The organism is Paenibacillus cremeus (genome assembly GCF_007786445.1).
Lineage (GTDB): Bacteria > Bacillota > Bacilli > Paenibacillales > NBRC-103111 > Paenibacillus_G > Paenibacillus_G cremeus.
Map to the genome: position 1 here is coordinate 1 of NZ_VNJI01000084.1, position 18,434 is coordinate 18,434.

General features: G+C 49.7%; 18 protein-coding genes and 1 pseudogene. 9 read left to right on the forward strand and 10 right to left on the reverse strand.

The window, feature by feature from the left end; genetic code table 11:
* The coding region (locus FPZ49_RS33830) for an IS256 family transposase (RefSeq protein WP_144854964.1) at nucleotides 1-804 on the reverse strand (804 nt) is incomplete at its 3' end.
* 220 nt (nucleotides 805-1,024) lie between these two features.
* On the opposite strand from FPZ49_RS33830, the gene FPZ49_RS33835 reads away from it, so the two are divergent.
* From FPZ49_RS33835 to FPZ49_RS33845, 3 genes are read left to right on the forward strand one after another with little or no spacing between them, the layout of a single operon-like run.
* Nucleotides 1,025-2,362, forward strand: a complete 1,338-nt coding sequence (locus FPZ49_RS33835; RefSeq protein WP_186446264.1) for a peptidase — start codon at nucleotides 1,025-1,027, stop codon at nucleotides 2,360-2,362.
* Nucleotides 2,319-3,692: a 4-aminobutyrate--2-oxoglutarate transaminase gene (gene gabT, locus FPZ49_RS33840; RefSeq protein ID WP_144854966.1), complete on the forward strand. Its 1,374-nt coding sequence runs from the start codon at nucleotides 2,319-2,321 to the stop codon at nucleotides 3,690-3,692. The genes FPZ49_RS33835 and gabT overlap by 44 nt, the downstream gene beginning before the upstream one ends.
* Before the next feature lie 37 nt (nucleotides 3,693-3,729).
* Nucleotides 3,730-5,169 carry an aldehyde dehydrogenase family protein gene (locus FPZ49_RS33845; RefSeq protein WP_144854968.1) on the forward strand — a complete coding sequence of 480 codons (1,440 nt, stop codon included), beginning with the start codon at nucleotides 3,730-3,732 and terminating at the stop codon, nucleotides 5,167-5,169.
* A gap of 63 nt (nucleotides 5,170-5,232) precedes the next feature.
* On the opposite strand, the gene FPZ49_RS33850 is transcribed toward FPZ49_RS33845, so the two are convergent.
* On the reverse strand, nucleotides 5,233-5,772 hold the full coding sequence (locus tag FPZ49_RS33850; RefSeq protein WP_144854970.1) for a DoxX family membrane protein: 540 nt from the start codon (nucleotides 5,770-5,772) through the stop codon (nucleotides 5,233-5,235).
* A gap of 324 nt (nucleotides 5,773-6,096) precedes the next feature.
* Here FPZ49_RS33850 and FPZ49_RS33855 point away from each other — a divergent pair, with 324 nt between their 5' ends.
* Nucleotides 6,097-6,558, forward strand: a complete 462-nt coding sequence (locus FPZ49_RS33855; RefSeq protein WP_186446265.1) for a universal stress protein — start codon at nucleotides 6,097-6,099, stop codon at nucleotides 6,556-6,558.
* A 138-nt stretch (nucleotides 6,559-6,696) separates the two neighbouring features.
* On the opposite strand, the gene hcp is transcribed toward FPZ49_RS33855, so the two are convergent.
* Nucleotides 6,697-7,992, reverse strand: a complete 1,296-nt coding sequence (gene hcp, locus FPZ49_RS33860; RefSeq protein WP_144854974.1) for a hydroxylamine reductase — start codon at nucleotides 7,990-7,992, stop codon at nucleotides 6,697-6,699.
* 196 nt (nucleotides 7,993-8,188) lie between these two features.
* Here hcp and FPZ49_RS33865 point away from each other — a divergent pair, with 196 nt between their 5' ends.
* The 3 genes from FPZ49_RS33865 (at nucleotide 8,189) to mobA (ending at nucleotide 9,835) form a co-directional block, all read left to right on the forward strand.
* Complete coding sequence (locus FPZ49_RS33865; RefSeq protein ID WP_144854976.1) at nucleotides 8,189-8,728, forward strand: hemerythrin domain-containing protein; 540 nt, start codon at nucleotides 8,189-8,191, stop codon at nucleotides 8,726-8,728.
* Nucleotides 8,729-8,957: 229 nt separating this feature from the next.
* Nucleotides 8,958-9,092 carry an AraC family transcriptional regulator gene (locus FPZ49_RS37180; RefSeq protein ID WP_391563904.1) on the forward strand — a complete coding sequence of 45 codons (135 nt, stop codon included), beginning with the start codon at nucleotides 8,958-8,960 and terminating at the stop codon, nucleotides 9,090-9,092.
* Between the two features lie 83 nt (nucleotides 9,093-9,175).
* Entirely contained in the window at nucleotides 9,176-9,835 is a 660-nt protein-coding gene (mobA, locus tag FPZ49_RS33875; protein ID WP_144854978.1) for a molybdenum cofactor guanylyltransferase, read from the forward strand.
* 59 nt (nucleotides 9,836-9,894) lie between these two features.
* On the opposite strand, the gene FPZ49_RS33880 is transcribed toward mobA, so the two are convergent.
* The 7 genes and pseudogenes from FPZ49_RS33880 to FPZ49_RS33905 form a co-directional block, all read right to left on the reverse strand.
* Nucleotides 9,895-10,572: a Crp/Fnr family transcriptional regulator gene (locus tag FPZ49_RS33880; RefSeq protein ID WP_391563905.1), complete on the reverse strand. Its 678-nt coding sequence runs from the start codon at nucleotides 10,570-10,572 to the stop codon at nucleotides 9,895-9,897.
* A gap of 192 nt (nucleotides 10,573-10,764) precedes the next feature.
* Entirely contained in the window at nucleotides 10,765-10,974 is a 210-nt protein-coding gene (locus FPZ49_RS33885; RefSeq protein WP_144854980.1) for a hypothetical protein, read from the reverse strand.
* 31 nt (nucleotides 10,975-11,005) lie between these two features.
* A complete protein-coding gene (locus FPZ49_RS37785; protein ID WP_391563903.1) occupies nucleotides 11,006-11,215 on the reverse strand; it encodes a CLC_0170 family protein in 210 nt (69 codons plus the stop codon).
* Nucleotides 11,216-11,243: 28 nt separating this feature from the next.
* Nucleotides 11,244-12,476: a Ger(x)C family spore germination protein gene (locus FPZ49_RS33890; protein ID WP_144854982.1), complete on the reverse strand. Its 1,233-nt coding sequence runs from the start codon at nucleotides 12,474-12,476 to the stop codon at nucleotides 11,244-11,246.
* Nucleotides 12,454-13,566 carry a GerAB/ArcD/ProY family transporter gene (locus FPZ49_RS33895; RefSeq protein ID WP_144854984.1) on the reverse strand — a complete coding sequence of 371 codons (1,113 nt, stop codon included), beginning with the start codon at nucleotides 13,564-13,566 and terminating at the stop codon, nucleotides 12,454-12,456. Before FPZ49_RS33895 ends, FPZ49_RS33890 begins: the two co-directional genes overlap by 23 nt.
* Nucleotides 13,514-15,133: a spore germination protein gene (locus FPZ49_RS33900; RefSeq protein WP_261381754.1), complete on the reverse strand. Its 1,620-nt coding sequence runs from the start codon at nucleotides 15,131-15,133 to the stop codon at nucleotides 13,514-13,516. The genes FPZ49_RS33895 and FPZ49_RS33900 overlap by 53 nt, the downstream gene beginning before the upstream one ends.
* A 217-nt stretch (nucleotides 15,134-15,350) precedes the next feature.
* A pseudogene (locus FPZ49_RS33905) lies at nucleotides 15,351-15,803 on the reverse strand (lysine 2,3-aminomutase); the annotation flags it as partial.
* A gap of 39 nt (nucleotides 15,804-15,842) precedes the next feature.
* Between FPZ49_RS33905 and FPZ49_RS33910 the strand changes: the two are divergent.
* Both FPZ49_RS33910 and FPZ49_RS33915 read left to right on the forward strand, forming a co-directional pair.
* Nucleotides 15,843-17,429, forward strand: a complete 1,587-nt coding sequence (locus FPZ49_RS33910) for a recombinase family protein (protein ID WP_144854988.1) — start codon at nucleotides 15,843-15,845, stop codon at nucleotides 17,427-17,429.
* 81 nt (nucleotides 17,430-17,510) lie between these two features.
* Nucleotides 17,511-18,290 (forward strand): ABC transporter transmembrane domain-containing protein, encoded by a 780-nt coding sequence (locus FPZ49_RS33915; protein WP_144854990.1) that lies wholly within the window; start codon nucleotides 17,511-17,513, stop codon nucleotides 18,288-18,290.
* Nucleotides 18,291-18,434: the final 144 nt, after the last annotated feature.

Below are 18,434 nucleotides of genomic sequence, written 5' to 3' on the forward strand. Positions count from 1 at the left end.
GATGGTTTTCAGGTCATCCAAAAACTCGGTTTTATCTTGTACGCGAATTTTGGGCATGGTGCTACGGACTTTATGCACTACACAATGCTGTACATCCGCTTTGGGGTACACATCTCGAAAAGCGTCCTCTAGCCCTGGAAGCCCGTCAAATACACCCAGCAATACTTCGTGTAGACCGCGGCGATACAAGTCTTGGAGGATTTCTCTCCAGCCGTTAGAGCTTTCTTGACCGCCGATGTAAAAACCAAGAATCTCCCGGTGGCCTTGCTCGTTGATGCCCATCACGAGGTAGATGACTTCGCTATCTACGGTGTTTCTTCTGAGTTTAATGTACAGTCCATCCAGGTAGAGAACCGAGTAGCGTTTCTCGAGCGGGCGCGACTGCCACTGGACGATATCCTCAAGCACCGTGTTCGTAATGTTACTCACGGTTGTGGGAGAGTAGTGAGTACCAAACATGGTCTCAATGAACTTGGCGATATCTCGAGTGCTCATGCCGCCTTTATACATGTGGATGACGGTTTCCTCCAGCCATCCATCACGCCGCTGATACGGTTCAAATAGCTGCGTCTGGAAGTGCCCATTTCGATCTCGAGGAACTTGCAGGTCGTCGATTTTGCCGTGACGCGTCTCCCACGTACGTTCGTAGTAGCCATTGCGACTATTGTGACGCTCACTCTCTTGTTCAACCTGCAAAAAGTTCTTGATTTCTTCGCGCATCAGCATTTCCAATTTTTCTTTAAGTAGTTGCGTTACAGAATCTTCTAGTAGATTGCGATATTCGTTTGGGTGTATAGTTGCCATGAGTAGGGTTCCTTTCTTGGTGACTTCAGCAATCCCGAGAATACCCTACTTTTTTGCTGCCTGGAAAGGCTCCAAATCTTGGTACACAAACAATTTTACATCATCCAGAATCGTGCTCATGGAGAGCATTAACGGAACGTAGTTCCGCTATCTCAGGGGCATGCATGTGGCACGCATTCAATGATTGGCGAGAACAATCACGCATCGAGGAGGGAGCGACTTGGCATCGTCAAACGCGACTAAAGAGCACATTCACGAATGGCTGCAGCAGCACCGGGATGAAGGCATTTTACTGCTGCAGGACTTGGTCCGCATTCCCAGCACGCAGGGGAACGAGCGGGAGGCGCAGCTGCTGGTTGCCAAGCGATTGCATCGCATGAAGCTCGAGGTCGATCTCTGGGAGCCCGATGGGAAGACGCTCGAGGCGCACCCTTTTTTTTATTCGCCGCGAAGCGGGTTTGAAGGCAGTCCGAATGTAGTCGGATTGCTCCGGGGCACGGGAGGCGGGCGCTCGATCATTTTGAACGGGCATATCGATATCGTACCGGAAGGCGACCGCAAGGCGTGGTGGCATGATCCTTACAGCGGCAAGGTGGAGGACGGGAAGCTCTACGGGCGTGGAGCGACGGACATGAAGGGCGGGAATACCGCGCTGCTGCTGGCTATTCAGGCGATACAGGAGCTTGGGATTCGGCTGAAGGGTGACGTTATTTTTCAAAGTGTGGTGGAGGAGGAAAGCGGCGGGGCAGGCACACTTGCAACGATTCTGAGAGGCTACCAGGCTGACGCCGCGCTCATTCCCGAGCCGACGAATATGCGGATTTTTCCGAAGCAGCAGGGCTCGATGTGGTTCCGCATTGAGATCAAGGGCCGCTCCGCCCACGGCGGGACACGGTATGAAGGCGTCAGCGCGATTGAGAAAAGCATGCTAGTCGTGCAGCACATCCGGGAGCTGGAGGACAAGCGGAATGCGCGCATTACCGATCCGCTGTACGCGACGAATCCGATTCCGATCCCGATCAATCTCGGCGTTATTCAAGGCGGCAACTGGCCTTCTTCCGTGCCGGACTCCGTGAAGCTCGAAGGCCGTATGGGGGTCGCCCCGGAGGAGTCGCTCGTGCAGGCCAAGGAGGAAATGGCGCGGTGGCTGGAGCGGCTGCAGGAGCGGGATTCGTGGTTCAAGGAGCACCCGCCGGTGCTCGAATGGTTTGGCGCACGATGGGTGCCGGGCAGCGTCGACCCAGGGCATGAGCTGATGCGGGTGGTGACGGAGCACTACCGCGCCGTGCGGTCAGAGGAGCCCGTCATCGAAGCGTCGCCATGGGGAACGGACGGCGGGCTGCTCACGCTGCTGGGCGAGACGCCGTGCATTATTTTCGGGCCGGGATTGACGCAGCTTGCCCATTATCCCAATGAGCATATTGTGCTCGATCATCTGTTTGAGGCGGCGGAGATCATCGCGTTGACCTTGATTGAGTGGTGCGGAATAGATGAAAGTGAGGAGGAGATCGCGGATGGAGCCGAAGCCGAAGCCATACAGCCGGGCGAAAGCCATTGAGATCCGTACCCCGATCCCGGGGCCGGTGTCGCAGGAGCTGCTGAAGCGACGGGCCGAGCATGTTCCCCGGGGGCCGTTCAATACGGTGCCGATCTTTGCGGCAAGAGCGGAGGGGGCGCTGCTGACCGATGTGGACGGGAACACGCTGATTGATTTTGCCGGGGCGATCGGGACGCTGAATGTCGGGCACTGCCCGCCGAAGGTGGTGGAGGCGCTGAAGGAGCAGCTGGAGCGCTACCTGCACCCCAGCTTTCATGTAGTGATGTATGAGTCGTACGTAGCGCTGGCTGAAAAGCTGAATGCCATCACGCCGGGAGCGCATGCGAAAAAGACGTTTTTTCTCAGCACCGGCGCAGAGGCTGTGGAAAACGCGGTCAAGATCGCGCGGAAATTTACGGGCAGGCGAGCGGTCATTTCCTTCGAGCGGGGCTTTCATGGCCGCACCTATATGGCGATGTCGCTCACAAGCAAGGTCAAGCCATATAAGCACGGGTTTGGCCCCTTTGCGCCGGATACGTACAAAATGCCCTATCCCTACTATTACCGTGCACCTATGGGCATGACGCCGGAGGAGCTGGACGAGTACATTTTAGGCAAATTTTCGGATTTCTTCTTGTCAGAGGTGCCAGGGGAAGAAGTCGCTGCCGTGATCATGGAGCCGATTCAAGGCGAGGGAGGCTTCGTCATCCCGTCGGCCAGGTTTGTGCAGGGAGTTAAGGCGGTATGTGAAAAATACGGCATTCTGCTGATCGCCGACGAAGTTCAGACCGGCTTCGGGCGGACCGGGACGATGTTTGCGATGGAGCAGTTCGGCGTGGTGCCGGATCTCATGACGATGTCCAAATCGATTGCGGCAGGCCTGCCGCTGAGCGCGGTAACGGGTCGAGCAGACATCATGGACGCCCCAGGGGTGGGAGAGATCGGAGGCACCTACGGCGGGAGCCCGCTGGGCTGTGTGGCCGCGCTGAAGGTGATCGAGATGATGGAGGAGGAGCGGCTGCCGGAGCGGGCGGTAGCGATCGGAGCGGCGGTCAGCGGGCGGTTTGTCCGTCTGCAGCAGGAGCTCGGCGGCGAAGGGCCGATTGGAGATGTGCGCACGCTGGGGGCCATGAGCGCAATCGAGCTGGTGAAGGATTCGGTGACAAAGGAGCCGGATAAGGAGCTGACGGCTCGCGTGCTGCAGGAGGCGCATCGTCGGGGCTTGATCGTGATGAGCGCGGGGCTCTACGGCAATGTGATTCGCATTTTGAGTCCGCTGGTCATTACGGATGAGCAGCTGGACGAAGGCTTGGACGTACTGGAGCAGTCGCTCCGAACGTGCATCGGGTAGTGGAATCGTTCATAATAAAAGGGAAGGAGGGAATGACATGAGTCAGGATTATTTACCATTGCGCAAGCATCTTTATATAGACGGTGAGTGGGTGGAGGCGGGCGAATACCGCCCTTTGCTCTCTCCGTACAGCGGTGAAACAATTGCCGAGGTGGCGTTTGCCGGGGCGGCCGAGGTCGAGCGCGCCATAGCGGCGGCGGAGCGCGCCAAGCCGCTGATGGCGCGCATGCCGGCGCATGAGCGGGCTGCGATTCTTGAGCGGCTGTCCGCCTTGCTTCGCGAGCGCGCGGAGGAATGCGCCGGCTTGATCGCTCTGGAGGCGGCAAAGCCGCTGAAGACGGCCCGGCAGGAGGTCGACCGGACGATCATGACCTACAAATTCGCCGCCGAGGAAGCGCGTCGAATTCATGGGGAGACGATCCCGATGGATGCCGCGCCGGGGGGCGAGGGACGGATCGCCTATACGATCCGTCAGCCGATTGGCGTCGTGGCCGCGATTACCCCGTTCAACTTCCCCATGAACCTGGTGGCGCATAAGGTAGGACCGGCGATCGCCGCGGGCAACACCATCGTGCTGAAGCCAGCCGGTCAAACGCCGTTAACCGCGCTGCTGATCGCGGAGCTGCTGCAGGAAGCCGGCTTGCCGGCGGGCGCACTTAACGTGGTGACGGGCAGCGGAAGCGTGATCGGCGATCTGCTCGTACAGGACGACCGGGTCAAAGCGGTCACCTTCACGGGCAGCCCCGAAGTGGGCAAGGCGATCCGCCAGAAGGCCGGGCTGAAGAAGGTCACCCTGGAGCTCGGCTCGAACTCGGCGCTGATCGTCGATCAGGGCGTTGATGTCGACGCGATGATCGCAAGAGCCGTGACCGGGGCGTTCTCCAACGCCGGGCAGGTGTGCATCTCGCTGCAGCGCATTTATGTGCATGAGCGGCTGTTCGATGAGTTTGTCCGCAAGTTCGTTGCGCAAACGGAGACGCTCAAGCTGGGCGATCCGCTCGACCCGGCGACGGATGTGTCCGCGCTCATCAGCCCCCGCGACGCTGAGCGCGCGCTGCAGTGGATCACGGAGGCCGAGCAACTGGGGGCCGTCGTGGCAGCGGGGCATAAGCGGGACGGCCATATCGTGCATCCGACGATCCTGCTGCACGTGGACCCCGGCGCCAAGGTTTCGTGCCAGGAAGCTTTTGCGCCGGTCGTGATGATCAACAAAGTGTCGACGATGGAGGAAGCGATCCGCGAGGTCAACGCGTCCCGATTCGGCCTGCAAGCGGGGATCTACACCGAGGATATCCGAACGGCGTTTGCCGCTGCGGAGGCGTTGGAGGTGGGCGGCGTCATGATCAACGACATCCCAACCTTCCGTGTCGACCACATGCCATACGGCGGCGTGAAGGAGAGCGGCACCGGGCGTGAAGGCGTGAAGTATGCGATCGAGGACATGACCGAGCTGAAGCTGGTTTGTTTTAAGAAGTGAAAAAAAGCCTGACGGCTCGATTTTCGATTCCGTCAGGCCTTTTTCGTTATCCTAGTCTAAAGCTTAAGCATGTGCCGGGGTTCCTGTGGTCGTGCCGCCACCGATGTTTTTATGCTTCATATGGTTAACCGCTTTACGCAGCAGCGGCAGGAGGTAGTAGTCCAAGCCATATCTTCCGGCATTCGCTCCTGCCATGAACACGATGCCGCCGATGAGGATAAACCATGGATTCGTGTTGACCGTTCCGGCGAACATGAACATGAAGTTCATCAGGAGTCCGAAGAAGGCAGCCGCCGCGGTTAAACCGCCGAGGATCAGGCCAAGACCAATCAGCAGCTCACCGATCGGGATGACAATATTGATGAGCTTCACATTAGGTAGTGCGAAGTGGTTCACGAAGGCGGTGAAGTTTGGATACACCAGCTCTTTGGTTGCCGTGTCAACAATCGGTTTGTTCACCGCGTTTTTCAGGAAGCCTGTCGCGTCAAATCCGCCTGTAAGCTTATGCCATGCCGCTTCAATCCATTGGAATCCGAGGTAGACACGAACGAAGAGCAGGATTACAGCCGCATATCGATTTTCTCTAAGCATGTTCGTTAACATGATAACCATCTCCATTTATTTTAGTTGGTGAAATAATTCACATACTTTTCGGAAAAATAGGGTTCGCTTATCGTCTTATCGGTATCGTTAGAATCGAGATCGTCGATGGGATCGTTTTGGATTTTTCATGGCTCATTTTCCTTTCTTTTTCAAGTGGCGAGTGGTGCTTCCTCTCTACACCTTTACTTTATCATGCTTTCCTCCTGAAGTATGTGATTAAAATCACAAAGAAAACAATCCATTTTGACGGACCCGTAACCCGCGCAGTGATTCAAATCATATCTTCAAGCTTGGAGCGGTTCTATAATAAAGATGAAGATAAAGATGAATCCCATACGAAAGCAGGTGCCTACTATGTTTTGCTCTAATATTTTAGTGGCGTTTGACGGGTCGGAGATGTCCGAAATCGCGCTTGGAAAAGCCGTGATGCTTGCAAAAACAGACCCTGGCATCAGGATGAATATTCTTATTGTAGTAAAGCCGCGTGTCCTACTGGGAAGCCCATACGTCACTGCGGATGAGAGCATTCTTGATGGCGATTTACAGAATGGCCAAGAGCTCGCAGACAAAGCTGAAAAGCTGATGAAGAGTGCAGCCAATCTGCATTCTGTTTCGTTGGCCCTGGGAACGCCTCAGGATGAGATTTTAAAATTTGCCAAGGAGCAGGGCTGCGATCTCATTGTGATGGGAAGCAGAGGCTTAAGCGGATTGAAGGAATTCATCTTAGGCAGTGTCAGTCACTTTGTTGCCCAGCATGCCGAAGTCCTTGTACTTATCGTAAAATAAATGCTACGCAGCAGCAGAAAGAACATTTGACCTCCCTTTCGGAGTTCAATATGTTCTTTTTTTTATCGCAGCTCCCTTATACAAAAAAAAGACGCATAACCATTGCGGCTATACGTCGAATCCCGTTCAGTCCATATTTTAGTTAGAAAGCGAGAGCATGGCGGCCATATCTTCTTGAGCATCGCCGATTAATTTCAGCCCGAAGGTCTCGGTCAGCACGTTCATGACGCCAGGGGTAACGAATTCTGGAGGCTTAGGGCCGATGCGAATATCTTGGATGCCGAGACTGAACAAACCGAGAAGAATGGCGACAGCCTTTTGCTCAAACCAGGAAAGGACGATGCTGACCGGCAGATCATTCACGCTGCAGCCGAACGCATCCGCCAAAGCCAAGGCGATCTTGACGGTCGAACCGGAATTGTTGCATTGTCCCAGATCGATATAACGAGGGATGCCGGTATCTCCGACGGTGCCGTAATCGACATCGTTGAAGCGAAATTTACCGCAGGAGGTCGTGAGAATGACCGTATCGTTAGGCAGGGAGGTCGCCAGCTCACGATAATACTCGCCGCCGGTTCCAGGCGCATCGCAGCCGGCAATGACGAAGAACCGCTTGATTTTCCCGTCTTTGACCGCTTGAATGATCTCCGGAGCGAGCCCGATCACCGTTTCATGATGGTAGCCGGTCGTAAGCACCTGTTCGGATTCGAGATCAGCCGCGGGTAAGGACAAAGCCTTATCAATGAGCGGGGTGAAGTCGTCCCCTACGATTTTGGTCACCCCTTCGAGTCCTGCAATATCGTAAGAGAAGAACCGGTCGGCATAAGTGCCTTTGATCGGCATCACACAGTTGGTCGTAGCGAGAATGGCTCCGGGGAATTTTTCGAACAGGCGCCGCTGGTCATACCAGGCCTTCCCGATATTTCCTTTGAGGTGAGCGTACTGCTTAAGCTTTGGATATCCATGGGCCGGAAGCATTTCAGAATGCGTGTAAATGTTGATGCCTTTGCCCTCGGTCTGCTTCAGCAGTTCTTCCAAGGCATAGAGGTTGTGGCCGGTGACTACAATGGCATGACCTTCGATTTTATTTTGAGAGACGGTGACAGGCTGCGGGATTCCAAAATGGGTCGTATGAGCATGATCCAGCACATCCATAATGCGTACAGCGGCGGAGCCGACTTTCATAGCCATATCTATATGCTCTTGAAGATTGAAGTTGGAATTCGTCAGCGTCATGTATAAAGCTTCATGGGTGATGCGATCGACTTCAGGATCACTGCAGCCTAGCTGTCTGGCATGCGTAGCGTAAGCTGCGATCCCTTTTAGCGCGAAGATCATGATGTCCTGCAAACTGGCTATATTCTCGTCTTTTCCGCAGACGCCGATGACCTTACAGCCGCCTGTTGGGGTTTGCTCGCATTGATAACAGAACATGGTGAATCCCTCCGGGAACTTATTTGGTAAGAACAATATCTACGTTATCAAGTTTGCTGAAGGGTTTAAGTGATTTTTATCACAAGCGCTATAATTTGTTCAGTAGTGATATATTTCACATACATAGTAAAGTCAAAGGAGTATTCTGAAGTCAGAAAGAGAAGCAAAGCAGCTCTTCCGAATAGGAGTGATGGTCATGAGACATTTAGTTTTATCGCAGCTCGAATCCAGTGAAGCGCATGGGACGGAATTATCCGCTGCGCTCGACCGCTTGAAGCAGGAGCATGGCGAATTGATGCAAGATTTGCTTGAATTGGAAAACGAGGCGAAGCAGGCTGGGCAGGAGTCCGACTTCGATCCCGCGATCCGCTTACTTACACATTTGAGGTTTCGCACGCAGGCGTTTATGAACGAAATGGAGCAGCACTCCCGTTGGGAGGAACAGGAGCTGTTTCCTTTTCTGAACGGTTATTTCCATCAGCAAACGGCTCCTTCCATCGCTGCTTCGTTCTGGAGATTGGAGAAGGAGCATGAGCTCGCGGGTGAGTATCTACAGTCTTTTCTAAAAGAGACGGACGGGCTAAGGCGGGATTCGAAGCTGGAGCAGCTTCATCATGCGGCAGCGTATTTGATCCATGCATGCCGAATTCTGAAAGAGCATCTTGAGAAGGAAGAACAGCTGGTATTTCCGATGACGGAAGAAGTGCTTACCGATCTGGATTATTTATTCTCCTAAATAAAAAAACGGAGTGAGTACGGAACGGTCTGTTGGAACTGCCCCCCGTTCCTGTATCACTCCGTTTTTTTTACTTCCCTTTGTAATGGTAATCCGGTATTGCCTATACGCTTGCTAGGTATTCTGCACTCGTTCAGAAGGCGATTGGCTATCTGGAGGTGCATCTTGGAAAGCCCTTCGAGCTCGAAGGCCTGGCCCGCCACTGCTCGGTGCACCCGAGGCTAAGACGCTGCTTCGGCTCGACCGTAGTCCGATAGAAGAAATTGCGTCGAAGCTGGGCTTTGAGGATCCGTCGTATTTTGCCCGTGTGTTCAAGAAGCAGGAGGGGGTGACGCCTTCTCAATACCGAAATTTCGTTTCTTAGCCTTGCTGTGACGGATGTTACTTCTTTTTTATTCCGAACCTCTTATGATAAAGGAAAACCAGCGATGAGAGGAGTGGAGCCGTATGATGTCGGGTCTGATCTTGGCAGGGGGGCCGAGTAAACAAATGGGAGGGCATTGGAAGGCGCTGCTGCCTATGGGGGGAGAGGCGCTGATTCGTCGTCAAATCCGAGAGATGCGAAAGGTCTGCAAGGAGATCATCGTGGCCACACAAGACCCCAAGCCGTTTCTGCGCGAAGTGGATACGAAGGTACGCATCATCACGGATTATTATCCCGGTCATGGACCTTTGGGCGGAATGCACGCGGGCTTCAGCTTGTCCCAAATGCCCGATATTTGGGTCGTCAGCAGTGATATGCCATTTATATCCGCCCATGCGGCGCAAGTGCTTTGGCTTCACAAACAAGCGGGCTTCGACGCCGCCATTCCGAGCATCTGCGGCTGCGTATATCCTTTTCATGGAGTGTATGACAAAAGCTGCGGGACACGGGCGCTATCTTTGATTCAGCAGGGTGAGAAGCAGGTATCGGAGCTGCTGAAGTTGAAAGAGCTGTTGTGGTCTGAAGTCCCAGACGCAGCTTTTGCGGACGATCCCGCTAACCCACCATTTATAGAACGCCTGGACACATGGGAGGATTACCATAGGGCAGAGCAATTCTTACTAGGGCTGGGGCCGTCAGCGAACCGAAAACAAATAGACGAGCCCTTGGGCCAATGTCATTAGGTTTAGCTTAACTTAATGACATCGACCCTTGGGCTCGCCCCTTTGTAAAAGCTAATAGCTTAAACTCGACAAATTTCCTTCGGACAATTTTCGCAGTTGCATACGTTTTTTAAATATTCCAAATCTTTAATTACTACGTACCCCTGATCAATTTCAACGACATTTTCCTTGCGCATGTCGCTAAGCATCCGATTGACGCTTTCTCTGGTAGCGCCGATCATCTCGCCCAGTTCCGTATTATTGATTCTTTTGGAAATTTTGATTTCCTGATCCTGGCCAGGCTTGCCGTATGAATTACTGAGCCGAATTAAGAGGGAGCATAACGCGCCCGGCTTACCGAATAGCATCAGATCGCGGAACTTCGTTTGCGTCATCCGCTGCATCGCGGCCATCCATTTCATAAAGTCAATGGCCAGGTCGCCATGCTGCCATAAGAGAACCTCCAGATCCTTTCTTTGAATGACGCCGAACTCGCTGTCCTCCAGCACTTCCGCATCAAAGCTCTGAGCCGCATCATAGAACGGATCAATCTGCCCGAATAAGTCCCCGGTATGGAACATATAGAGCGTAATCCGGCTTCCGTTACCGGAGGTTTTTGTAATTTTCACACGACCTTTTTTGATAAAATAAAGCTTATCCGCACGATCGCCTTCCCAGTATAAATAGGATCCGGCCTCCGCGCGCTTCGGGTACATGATGCTGTTCAGCAGCTCTAGATTTTCGTCTGAAAAAAACATACGGACCCACTCCGTCGGATTCGTTTCGGTAGTGCTCCCTGCTTTGCTTTCCATTCCGTAATTGGCCATTCCAGCCAACCCCTCTCAGTAAACTTTGTAATACCATCTTACTGGAAGCTGAAAAACATTAGCATCGGGGAGTTACCTGATAAAGCCGGACAAAAAACCTGATTCTTATGTGATGTAGATCACTTACTCCTGCGTATTAACGAAAAAACGCGCCGGCCCGCTTAATCGTTTCAAAATGATCGAACGCAGCTCAACCGAAGGGATGACTTCTTCCAGCGCCTGGTTCATACAGTCCAGCCAGGCCTCCGCACGACTAGGGGTAAAATGACCCTCCGTTTTGGTTGATGATTCAAGTATACCGCTTTGCCAAAAGAACGTAGTGATTGAGATCACATGTTCATCCGTGGTATTCATCCGAAAATCGTCAGTAGTAATTTTGGTAAATCCAATTTCCGATCCAAGCTGCTGCTCCACCACAGATATTGAGCCAAGCGAGTAATTTTGCTGCGTTTGTTTCTTTCCTCATGTTCATTGACTTGTATTTTCTTACGTCAATGAACAATATAAACAAACCAGTTATGATTAATAAACAGATGGTGGAATTTATATAACCTACGGAAAAAATAGAAAACATCGGATCCCCCTAAGAGAACGAATAATTGTCACTGACTTTTCATACCCACTCGTCGAATATGAACCTTAACTTCCATTTGAACAGAAAGATTTTGGTATTCTTTCTGCCAGGCTTCCTTTGTCTTGATTTCCCGATCCCAATATGCAGGCTCCTTTGCTCGAACATACTCTCCAAACCCGAAAATGTCGGATTGCTTTTGCTGGGTCTTCTTTATCAGTTCTTCGTACGATTTTTGTGCGTCTTCTTTTAGCTGCTGTTCGAATTTCTTAATGAGGTCATCATTGAGGGTAAACTTGTCCGTCGATTTTTCCAGAATATTTCCTTCGAGTGCAATTTTCACTCGGATCTCGGGCTTTCCATTAACCATGATCACTTTGATGTGCGAGTTTCTGTACTTGGTTCCAAACATGATATACTCAGAGGTTTGTGGGATTTTCACGTAGGCTTGAGCTCCGGCTTGATGAATTCCTCGGATTCCCATGAATAATGTAATTTCTAGTGAGTTGGTAGTGCCTACCAAATGTTCCGATCTGAAGTATGCCAATCCGCTTAAATTAATGGTCGACCCTGGACTTAATTCGATATAAGGAAGTATGCCTTCTTGCCCTTTGGAGGAAGACGCGCTCCAAAACAACCCAATAAAATCATTAGGGAATTTGCCCATTCTCAAGGACTCATCCATGATGTTTAGTAAATATATCGTAGGCACACGTTCGAGCTCCGGAGAGACGCGCATGATATCCTCGGCTCGGTTTTTGCAGACAAACATCCAGTTCATACGTCTTACTTCGGGATTGCGGCGGAAGTATTCATTAATATTGTCAACCCCTTTCTTGGCAATGGCTTCAGAAAGGACAATGACGCGCAAATGACCGAAAAAGAGTGGATGGGCTACTTTCTGTTGAATATTATTGAGGGCATCTTCTACGGTGTGTCCCTCCGCATCTAAAACCCAAACCGTCTTGGTACCGCCGCCTCCCCCAGTACCGCCCTCTCCAGGACCTAGCGGAATACGTCCGGGGACAGCAATTTGAACCGTTACATGGAGTAAGCCGGTAGATGTTAAGGGGGCATTACCGAGTAAGGTAGATTGATCTTTATTCGATTGCGTTTCCGCGGGCTTAGCCGTATCAATACCGATCCCGAGGACAAGAGCTCGTTCTTCAATTTCTCGCCGATCCCAACAGCCGTTTAACAGGGTAGCAATAAGGACCAGGCTGAGATAAAGGAGTACATATTTAAGTGGGTTGCGACTCCTCATGCGCTTCTCCTTTTATTTTTCGGAATAAGGCAATTAGCAGCAATAAAGCCGGATAAATGATCGTAATGATTAATCCGATTTTTCCAACAATCTTAATGATTTGATACATTTGCAACACGTTCTGAGGGACCATAGCCATGACAAATACAAACGGCAGCAGAAACAATGAGAAAAGCTTATGGTCTTTAAGCCGAAGCAGATTACTCAGAGCGTGAATGGTGAAGTAGTAGCTTGAGAACAAAGTAGTGAAGACGGCTGTAACCCAAACGGCTAGAAAAGCGGCATCCAATCGTTCAAGGACGTTGGCTGGCAAAGTCGTTGTTTTGGCAAGCTCTAAAGTAGGCCAAAGCAGTTTTTTCGTCTCCTCGGGACCGAAAACGCCTACAGCCGCGATTACGATGGCTAAATACAGTCCGCCCGATATGATAAGGCCCCAGATGCTGGATAACATCGCTCTTTCCGGCCTGCGCATAATGGGAATGACAATCGTATGAACAAAGAAGCCTTGAAACAAGGCCGCTATCGTTAATACTCCGTCCATAATATTTCTCGGTTGGTTTCCCCATATGGGCTGAAGATAAATAAAGTCGGCATTCTTTAAGGAGAGGGCGACAATGACCAAGCCAGGCCCAACCAGGACCGGCAAGTAAAAGTGATGGATGTAAACAAACGTAACGATATCGGTGCGAGTGAAGACAGCCGCCAGCAGTAGCATGACAATAACCGTTACTTCCAAGGGGGTTTTTTTTAATACGGAAGTGATGACCACTTCTCCAAATTCTCGAGCAGCGAGTGAGGTTAGGACGGCAAAGAAACAAATAATCATCACGCTGCCTAACCAGGCAGCCCACTTGCCTAAAATATCCTCGCTATATAGAATGATCGATTTCCTTGGAAAGCGCATACCCAGCTTGGTAATAAACCATAAGCCCAGCATGGAAAGCATAATAGCAAGCACGGTGACAAGAGGGGCGCCAGAATTCGCAGCTCTTGCAGCAAAGAGCGGTAAGGGAAGGACACCGACTCCGATTATGGTGCTAATGAGTACGGCTGCTGCCTGGATCGTCGTGATTTGGCGCGGATACTCCATGTTTTATATCTCCCTTCTCGTTGCCTACCTTTAAGGGGTCAAGCGTATTGACGTGCGGTTGATTCATTTTGCTTAGCGTTTCTTCTCCTATCCGTTGACGATTGGGAGTATGAAACATGGACGGGCGCTTTTTCATCCACCATAGCGGACTTCGAATCACTGTATCCTTCATCGCTTGGAAGTTCCCTGGAACCAGAGGACTAATGTAAGGAACCCCGAATGATTTAAGGGAGAGCAGATGATTGGCGATGACGATCAAACCGACCATGACACCATATAGGCCGAACATACCGCCAAGTAAGATCAAAGGAAATCGAAGAAGTCTTAAAGCGAGTGCCGCATTATACGCTGGAGTTGCAAAGGAACCGATGGTAGTCAGAGCAATGACCACGACGGTGATGGGGCTGACAAAACCTGCCGATACAGCCGCTTGTCCAATGACAAGAACACCTACGATGGACAAGGCTCCCCCCACCTGCTGAGGTAACCGAACCGTCGCTTCCCGCAGCACCTCCATGGATATTTCCATCACTAGAACTTCGATTACGGCAGGGAAGGGGACGCCGGCGCGGCCGCCAGCAACCGCAACGGCAAATTTCGTTGGAATCAACTCGGGATTAAAGGAAATTACAGCTACATAGAATGAAGGCGTAATCAAAGAAAAGATCAGCGCCACCAATCTGGCAAGGCGAATAAAGCTTACGAGCAGGAAGCGCTCAGAGTAATCCTCCGTTACCTGGTAAAACTGGTTAAACACTGTCGGCACGATTAATGCAAAAGGAGACCCGTCGACAAAAATGGCAACCCGGCCTTCCAGAAGATTCGCGACCACTTTATCGGGACGCTCCGTATTCTGTACCTGTGGGAACGGAGTAAAGTGGTTATCCTCAATTAATTGTTCTAAGTAACCAGCGTCCATTATGCCGTCAATATCGATGGAGGATAGTCTATTTTGAACTTCCTCAACAAGAGCAGGATTGACAATGCCTTTTATATAGCAGACGGCAACCTTGGATTTGGTCACGCGACCGAGTTTCATGTCTTTTACACATAGATCCGTGGTTTGCAGCCGATAGCGAAGCAGACCGATGTTGATCTCGAGCTGTTCGATGAATCCTTCACGTGGTCCTCGAATGACCTGCTCCGTAGCCGGTTGATCGATAGCGCGCTTCTCTACCCTGCGGTTTTGAAACAAAAGGGCCGCGTCCAGATTTTTTATAATGATTACGGATTGACCCTCCAATATGGCTTCTACGATCTTTTCAAGCTTGTCCTCTTTCATGATTTGACCGTGATAAACCGTGTCTTGGATAACTTCATGGAGTTGATCCAGTTCAACATCCTCAGCCTCTAAATGGGGAGGTAAGTGCATGAGAGGCTTTAATATATCGGAATTTAATGAAGTTTTGTCAATTAAGCTTGAGAAGTTCATCACCACGGCTTCGAAACGACCAAATATGTGAAACCGACGAGTATTATAATCACTGTTGTCACCTAACAAGCGAGTGATAAATTGGATCGCTTCCTCAAAATGACCGATCTGAACGTCCTCTTTGAGATCTTCCATTAAACGGTCCGGAACTGTCGGTTGTTTTTTACTTTTTGACATCCATTTCTGAAATGACAATCCGGAGCCCTCCTAGGTATTCAATAAGAATGCAATAAGCTTATTCTGGCAAGGTTGGAAATATTTTATGCGGGATATATTTCGAGAGCAGAAAGTGTACTATAGAAGGACCAGGGTGCCCCTCAGCCATTTTCATGGCTTAGGGGCACCCTCTTTTTCAGTTCCCCGCATCCGTTGGAGCGCCGGCGCCATCCTTCTTCGCCACCGCCTGCATCAGCTTCTGCTTCATCTCGTCGCGCTTGCCGCGGCGGTCCTTGAGCGAGGCGTGCTCCGCCGACTCTTGATAAATTTTGCGGCGGCCCATCCGGCGCAAATTTTCTGGCACCAGATTGAATCGCTCATCCTTCATGAGCGCAATGACGCCAGTGCTTTCGGGCTGCTTCTCGATGCCATATATCTCGTTAAAATATTCATCCGCTCGCCCAGGCACATAGTTCTTCGGCTCCGGATAGCCGACGATGACCCCTTCATAGTTGCGCAGGATCACCTTATCCTGACTCTGCGAGATCAGGTAGTTGGGCTGCAGTGCAATTTTGCCGCCACCGCCGGGGGCGTCGACGACGAACGTCGGCACGGCATTTTTTATACTATGTGTGAGTAGATCCTGAATATATATAGGAATTATCGATATTAGAGGAGATACTTCACTATGAGAAAGCATGTCGCCATGTACTTGAGGATCTCGCAGGAGAAGGAAAAGGGAGCAAAGCAAAAGACCGAGGGCATGGAAACGCTAACGAACCATAGAAATATTTTAATGGAATACGCGGCAAAAAATAATTTCACCTACGAAGAATTCAGCGAAGTTCTAAGCGGTGGCAAATCAGAATTAGAAGAACGTCCCCAACTGCAACGTTTATTAGACAATATTGAAAGATTCGATGCTATTCTCGTCATGGAATTATCTCGGATCAGTCGTAACGGTTTAATTTCCGAGATGGTTCTTCAGTGCTGCACTGATTATGATAAGCCCATAATTACACCGGATAAAACGTATGACCTGGCAAACAATCAAACCGATGTGTTGACGTTTCGTTTTGGTTCCTTAATCGCCTCACAAGAGCATGCGCTTATCGGTAAACGGTCTAAAAATAATAAAATTTCAATGGCCAAACAAGGTCTTCATATTTCTGGTGGGATCCCCTATGGATATCGCAGAAATGAAAAAACCAAGAAGCTCGAGATTTGCGAAGAGGAAGCCGCGGTGGTGCGATATATTTTTCAATTGCATAGTGAAGGTTTAGGTAGTCGCAAAATTGTAGATAAGCTCAATGCCGAGGGATACAAACCCCAACGTTCAAACGCGTTTCAATTGCCTACGGTAAAGCGGATCATTCAAAATCCAGCGTACAAGGGTACGGTGGTATTTCAAGATAGAAAACGTATCAAGGAAAACGGGAAATACACTTACAAGATTCTTAATACAATTGAAACATCAGATTCCCACCCCCCAATTATTCCGGTTGAAGAATGGGAACAGGCTAACCGGGAGAGAGTGGACCGCGCGACAAAAGCGAAAACAATCCGTGAAAAACCGGCCAAAACAACAGGAATCACAATGCTTAAAGATTTAGTTTTCTGCGGTGTTTGCGGTAGAAAAATGGCTATGTGTAAAGAAAAATCGTGTGAGGGGAAAGAGGAACGTTTTTTACTTAGACCTTGTTATTTTCAACTCCCTAATCGTGCGGAGAAGTGTAATAACTGTGGAATCAAACTTGCAGCATTAGAACAGGAGGTAGTAAGAGGTCTGCGAAGACACAGCAAACAACTGCAAGTTGAACTTCGATTACTACAGCAGTCAGACAGTACGAATGTGGCGAGAAGCTTGAAGGAGCGGCTTTCAAATATTGACGCGCAAATTATTGAGAATCAAAAGCAGCTGAACAATTTAATTGATCTTGCAGTTGCCGGTATATTTTCACATGAAGAATTAAAATCAAAAAAACAAGCACTATTGGACCACCAGGGGATATTAGAAGATAGCAAGCAAAAGATTTTGAATCAGACAATTACACTTAACGCAGCCTCCGAAATCGACCGCATCACACACATAATAAACCTGCTAATTAAGTTCAATTCGCCAAAGCTTGGAGTTGAAGAAAAAAATGAAACTTTAAAGCAGTTTGTTAAGAAAATCCACTTTACTCGAGTTATTCCTGAAGAGATAAGAAGACTTACAACCAGAAATGAAGTAAGGCAGAAATACCCGTTTGAGGTTGAGATGGAGTTCTTCTAGTCGAGTTGAGCTTGATTATACCCCCCTGGGGGGATATAATTCTTCGTGCAGTTGATGCATTTACAATGAGGAGTTTTGCGAATGAAAAGCTTTAAAGCGTATTATTTTTTTGTGAAGCCGTACTGGAAACTGATTTTGATTACTATATTCATCGGAATGTTTAAATTCGGGATCCCGCTTACGCTTCCCTTTATTATCAAATATGTTGTTGACGACCTCTTATTAGGCACCTTACCGATAGAAGTTAAGATAGAGAAATTGATCTATGTCATGCTGGGGGCCTTTGCTTTATTCGTTGTTGTAAGAGCTCCTATTGAATATTTCAGACAATATTTCGCCCAGCTTACGACAAGTAAAATTCTCTACGATCTGCGAAATCACCTGTACGGGCATATTCAAAAGCTGTCTTTAAATTACTATCAGAATAGAAAGACGGGCGAAATTATATCCCGGATGATCAATGACGCCGATCAAACGAAAAGCATCGTCGAAACCGGACTTATGAATGTGTGGCTAGATTTATTCACTCTTTCCATTGCTATCGGGTTCATGTTTTTTATGGATGTGAAGCTGACGCTGGTTTCCATAGCGGTGTTCCCTTTTTATGCGATTGCGGTCAAAAAGTTGTATAAAAAACTACGCGCTTTCTCCAAGTCCAGATCTCAAGCTCTAGCGGATATGCAGGGATATTTGGTTGAGCGGGTCAATGGCATCTCGGTCATTAAGAGCTTTACGCTTGAGGAAGTAGAGAAACGAAGCTTTGATAATAAAAATCGGAAATTTCTTCAAAAAGCACTGGATCTAACCAAATGGAACGCACTGACAAATTCGGTCATTAATACATTAACTACAGCGGAATAACTATACGACTAAAGGTTTTCACCCCCTGTTTATCGAAGTAATTAGGTAACCATTACTTTAATAACAGGGGTTTCTAATGCGTCCAAAAGATCGAATTGTGCCTGAAAAAACTATATATTTTCGACCTGAAATTACGAACTGCCC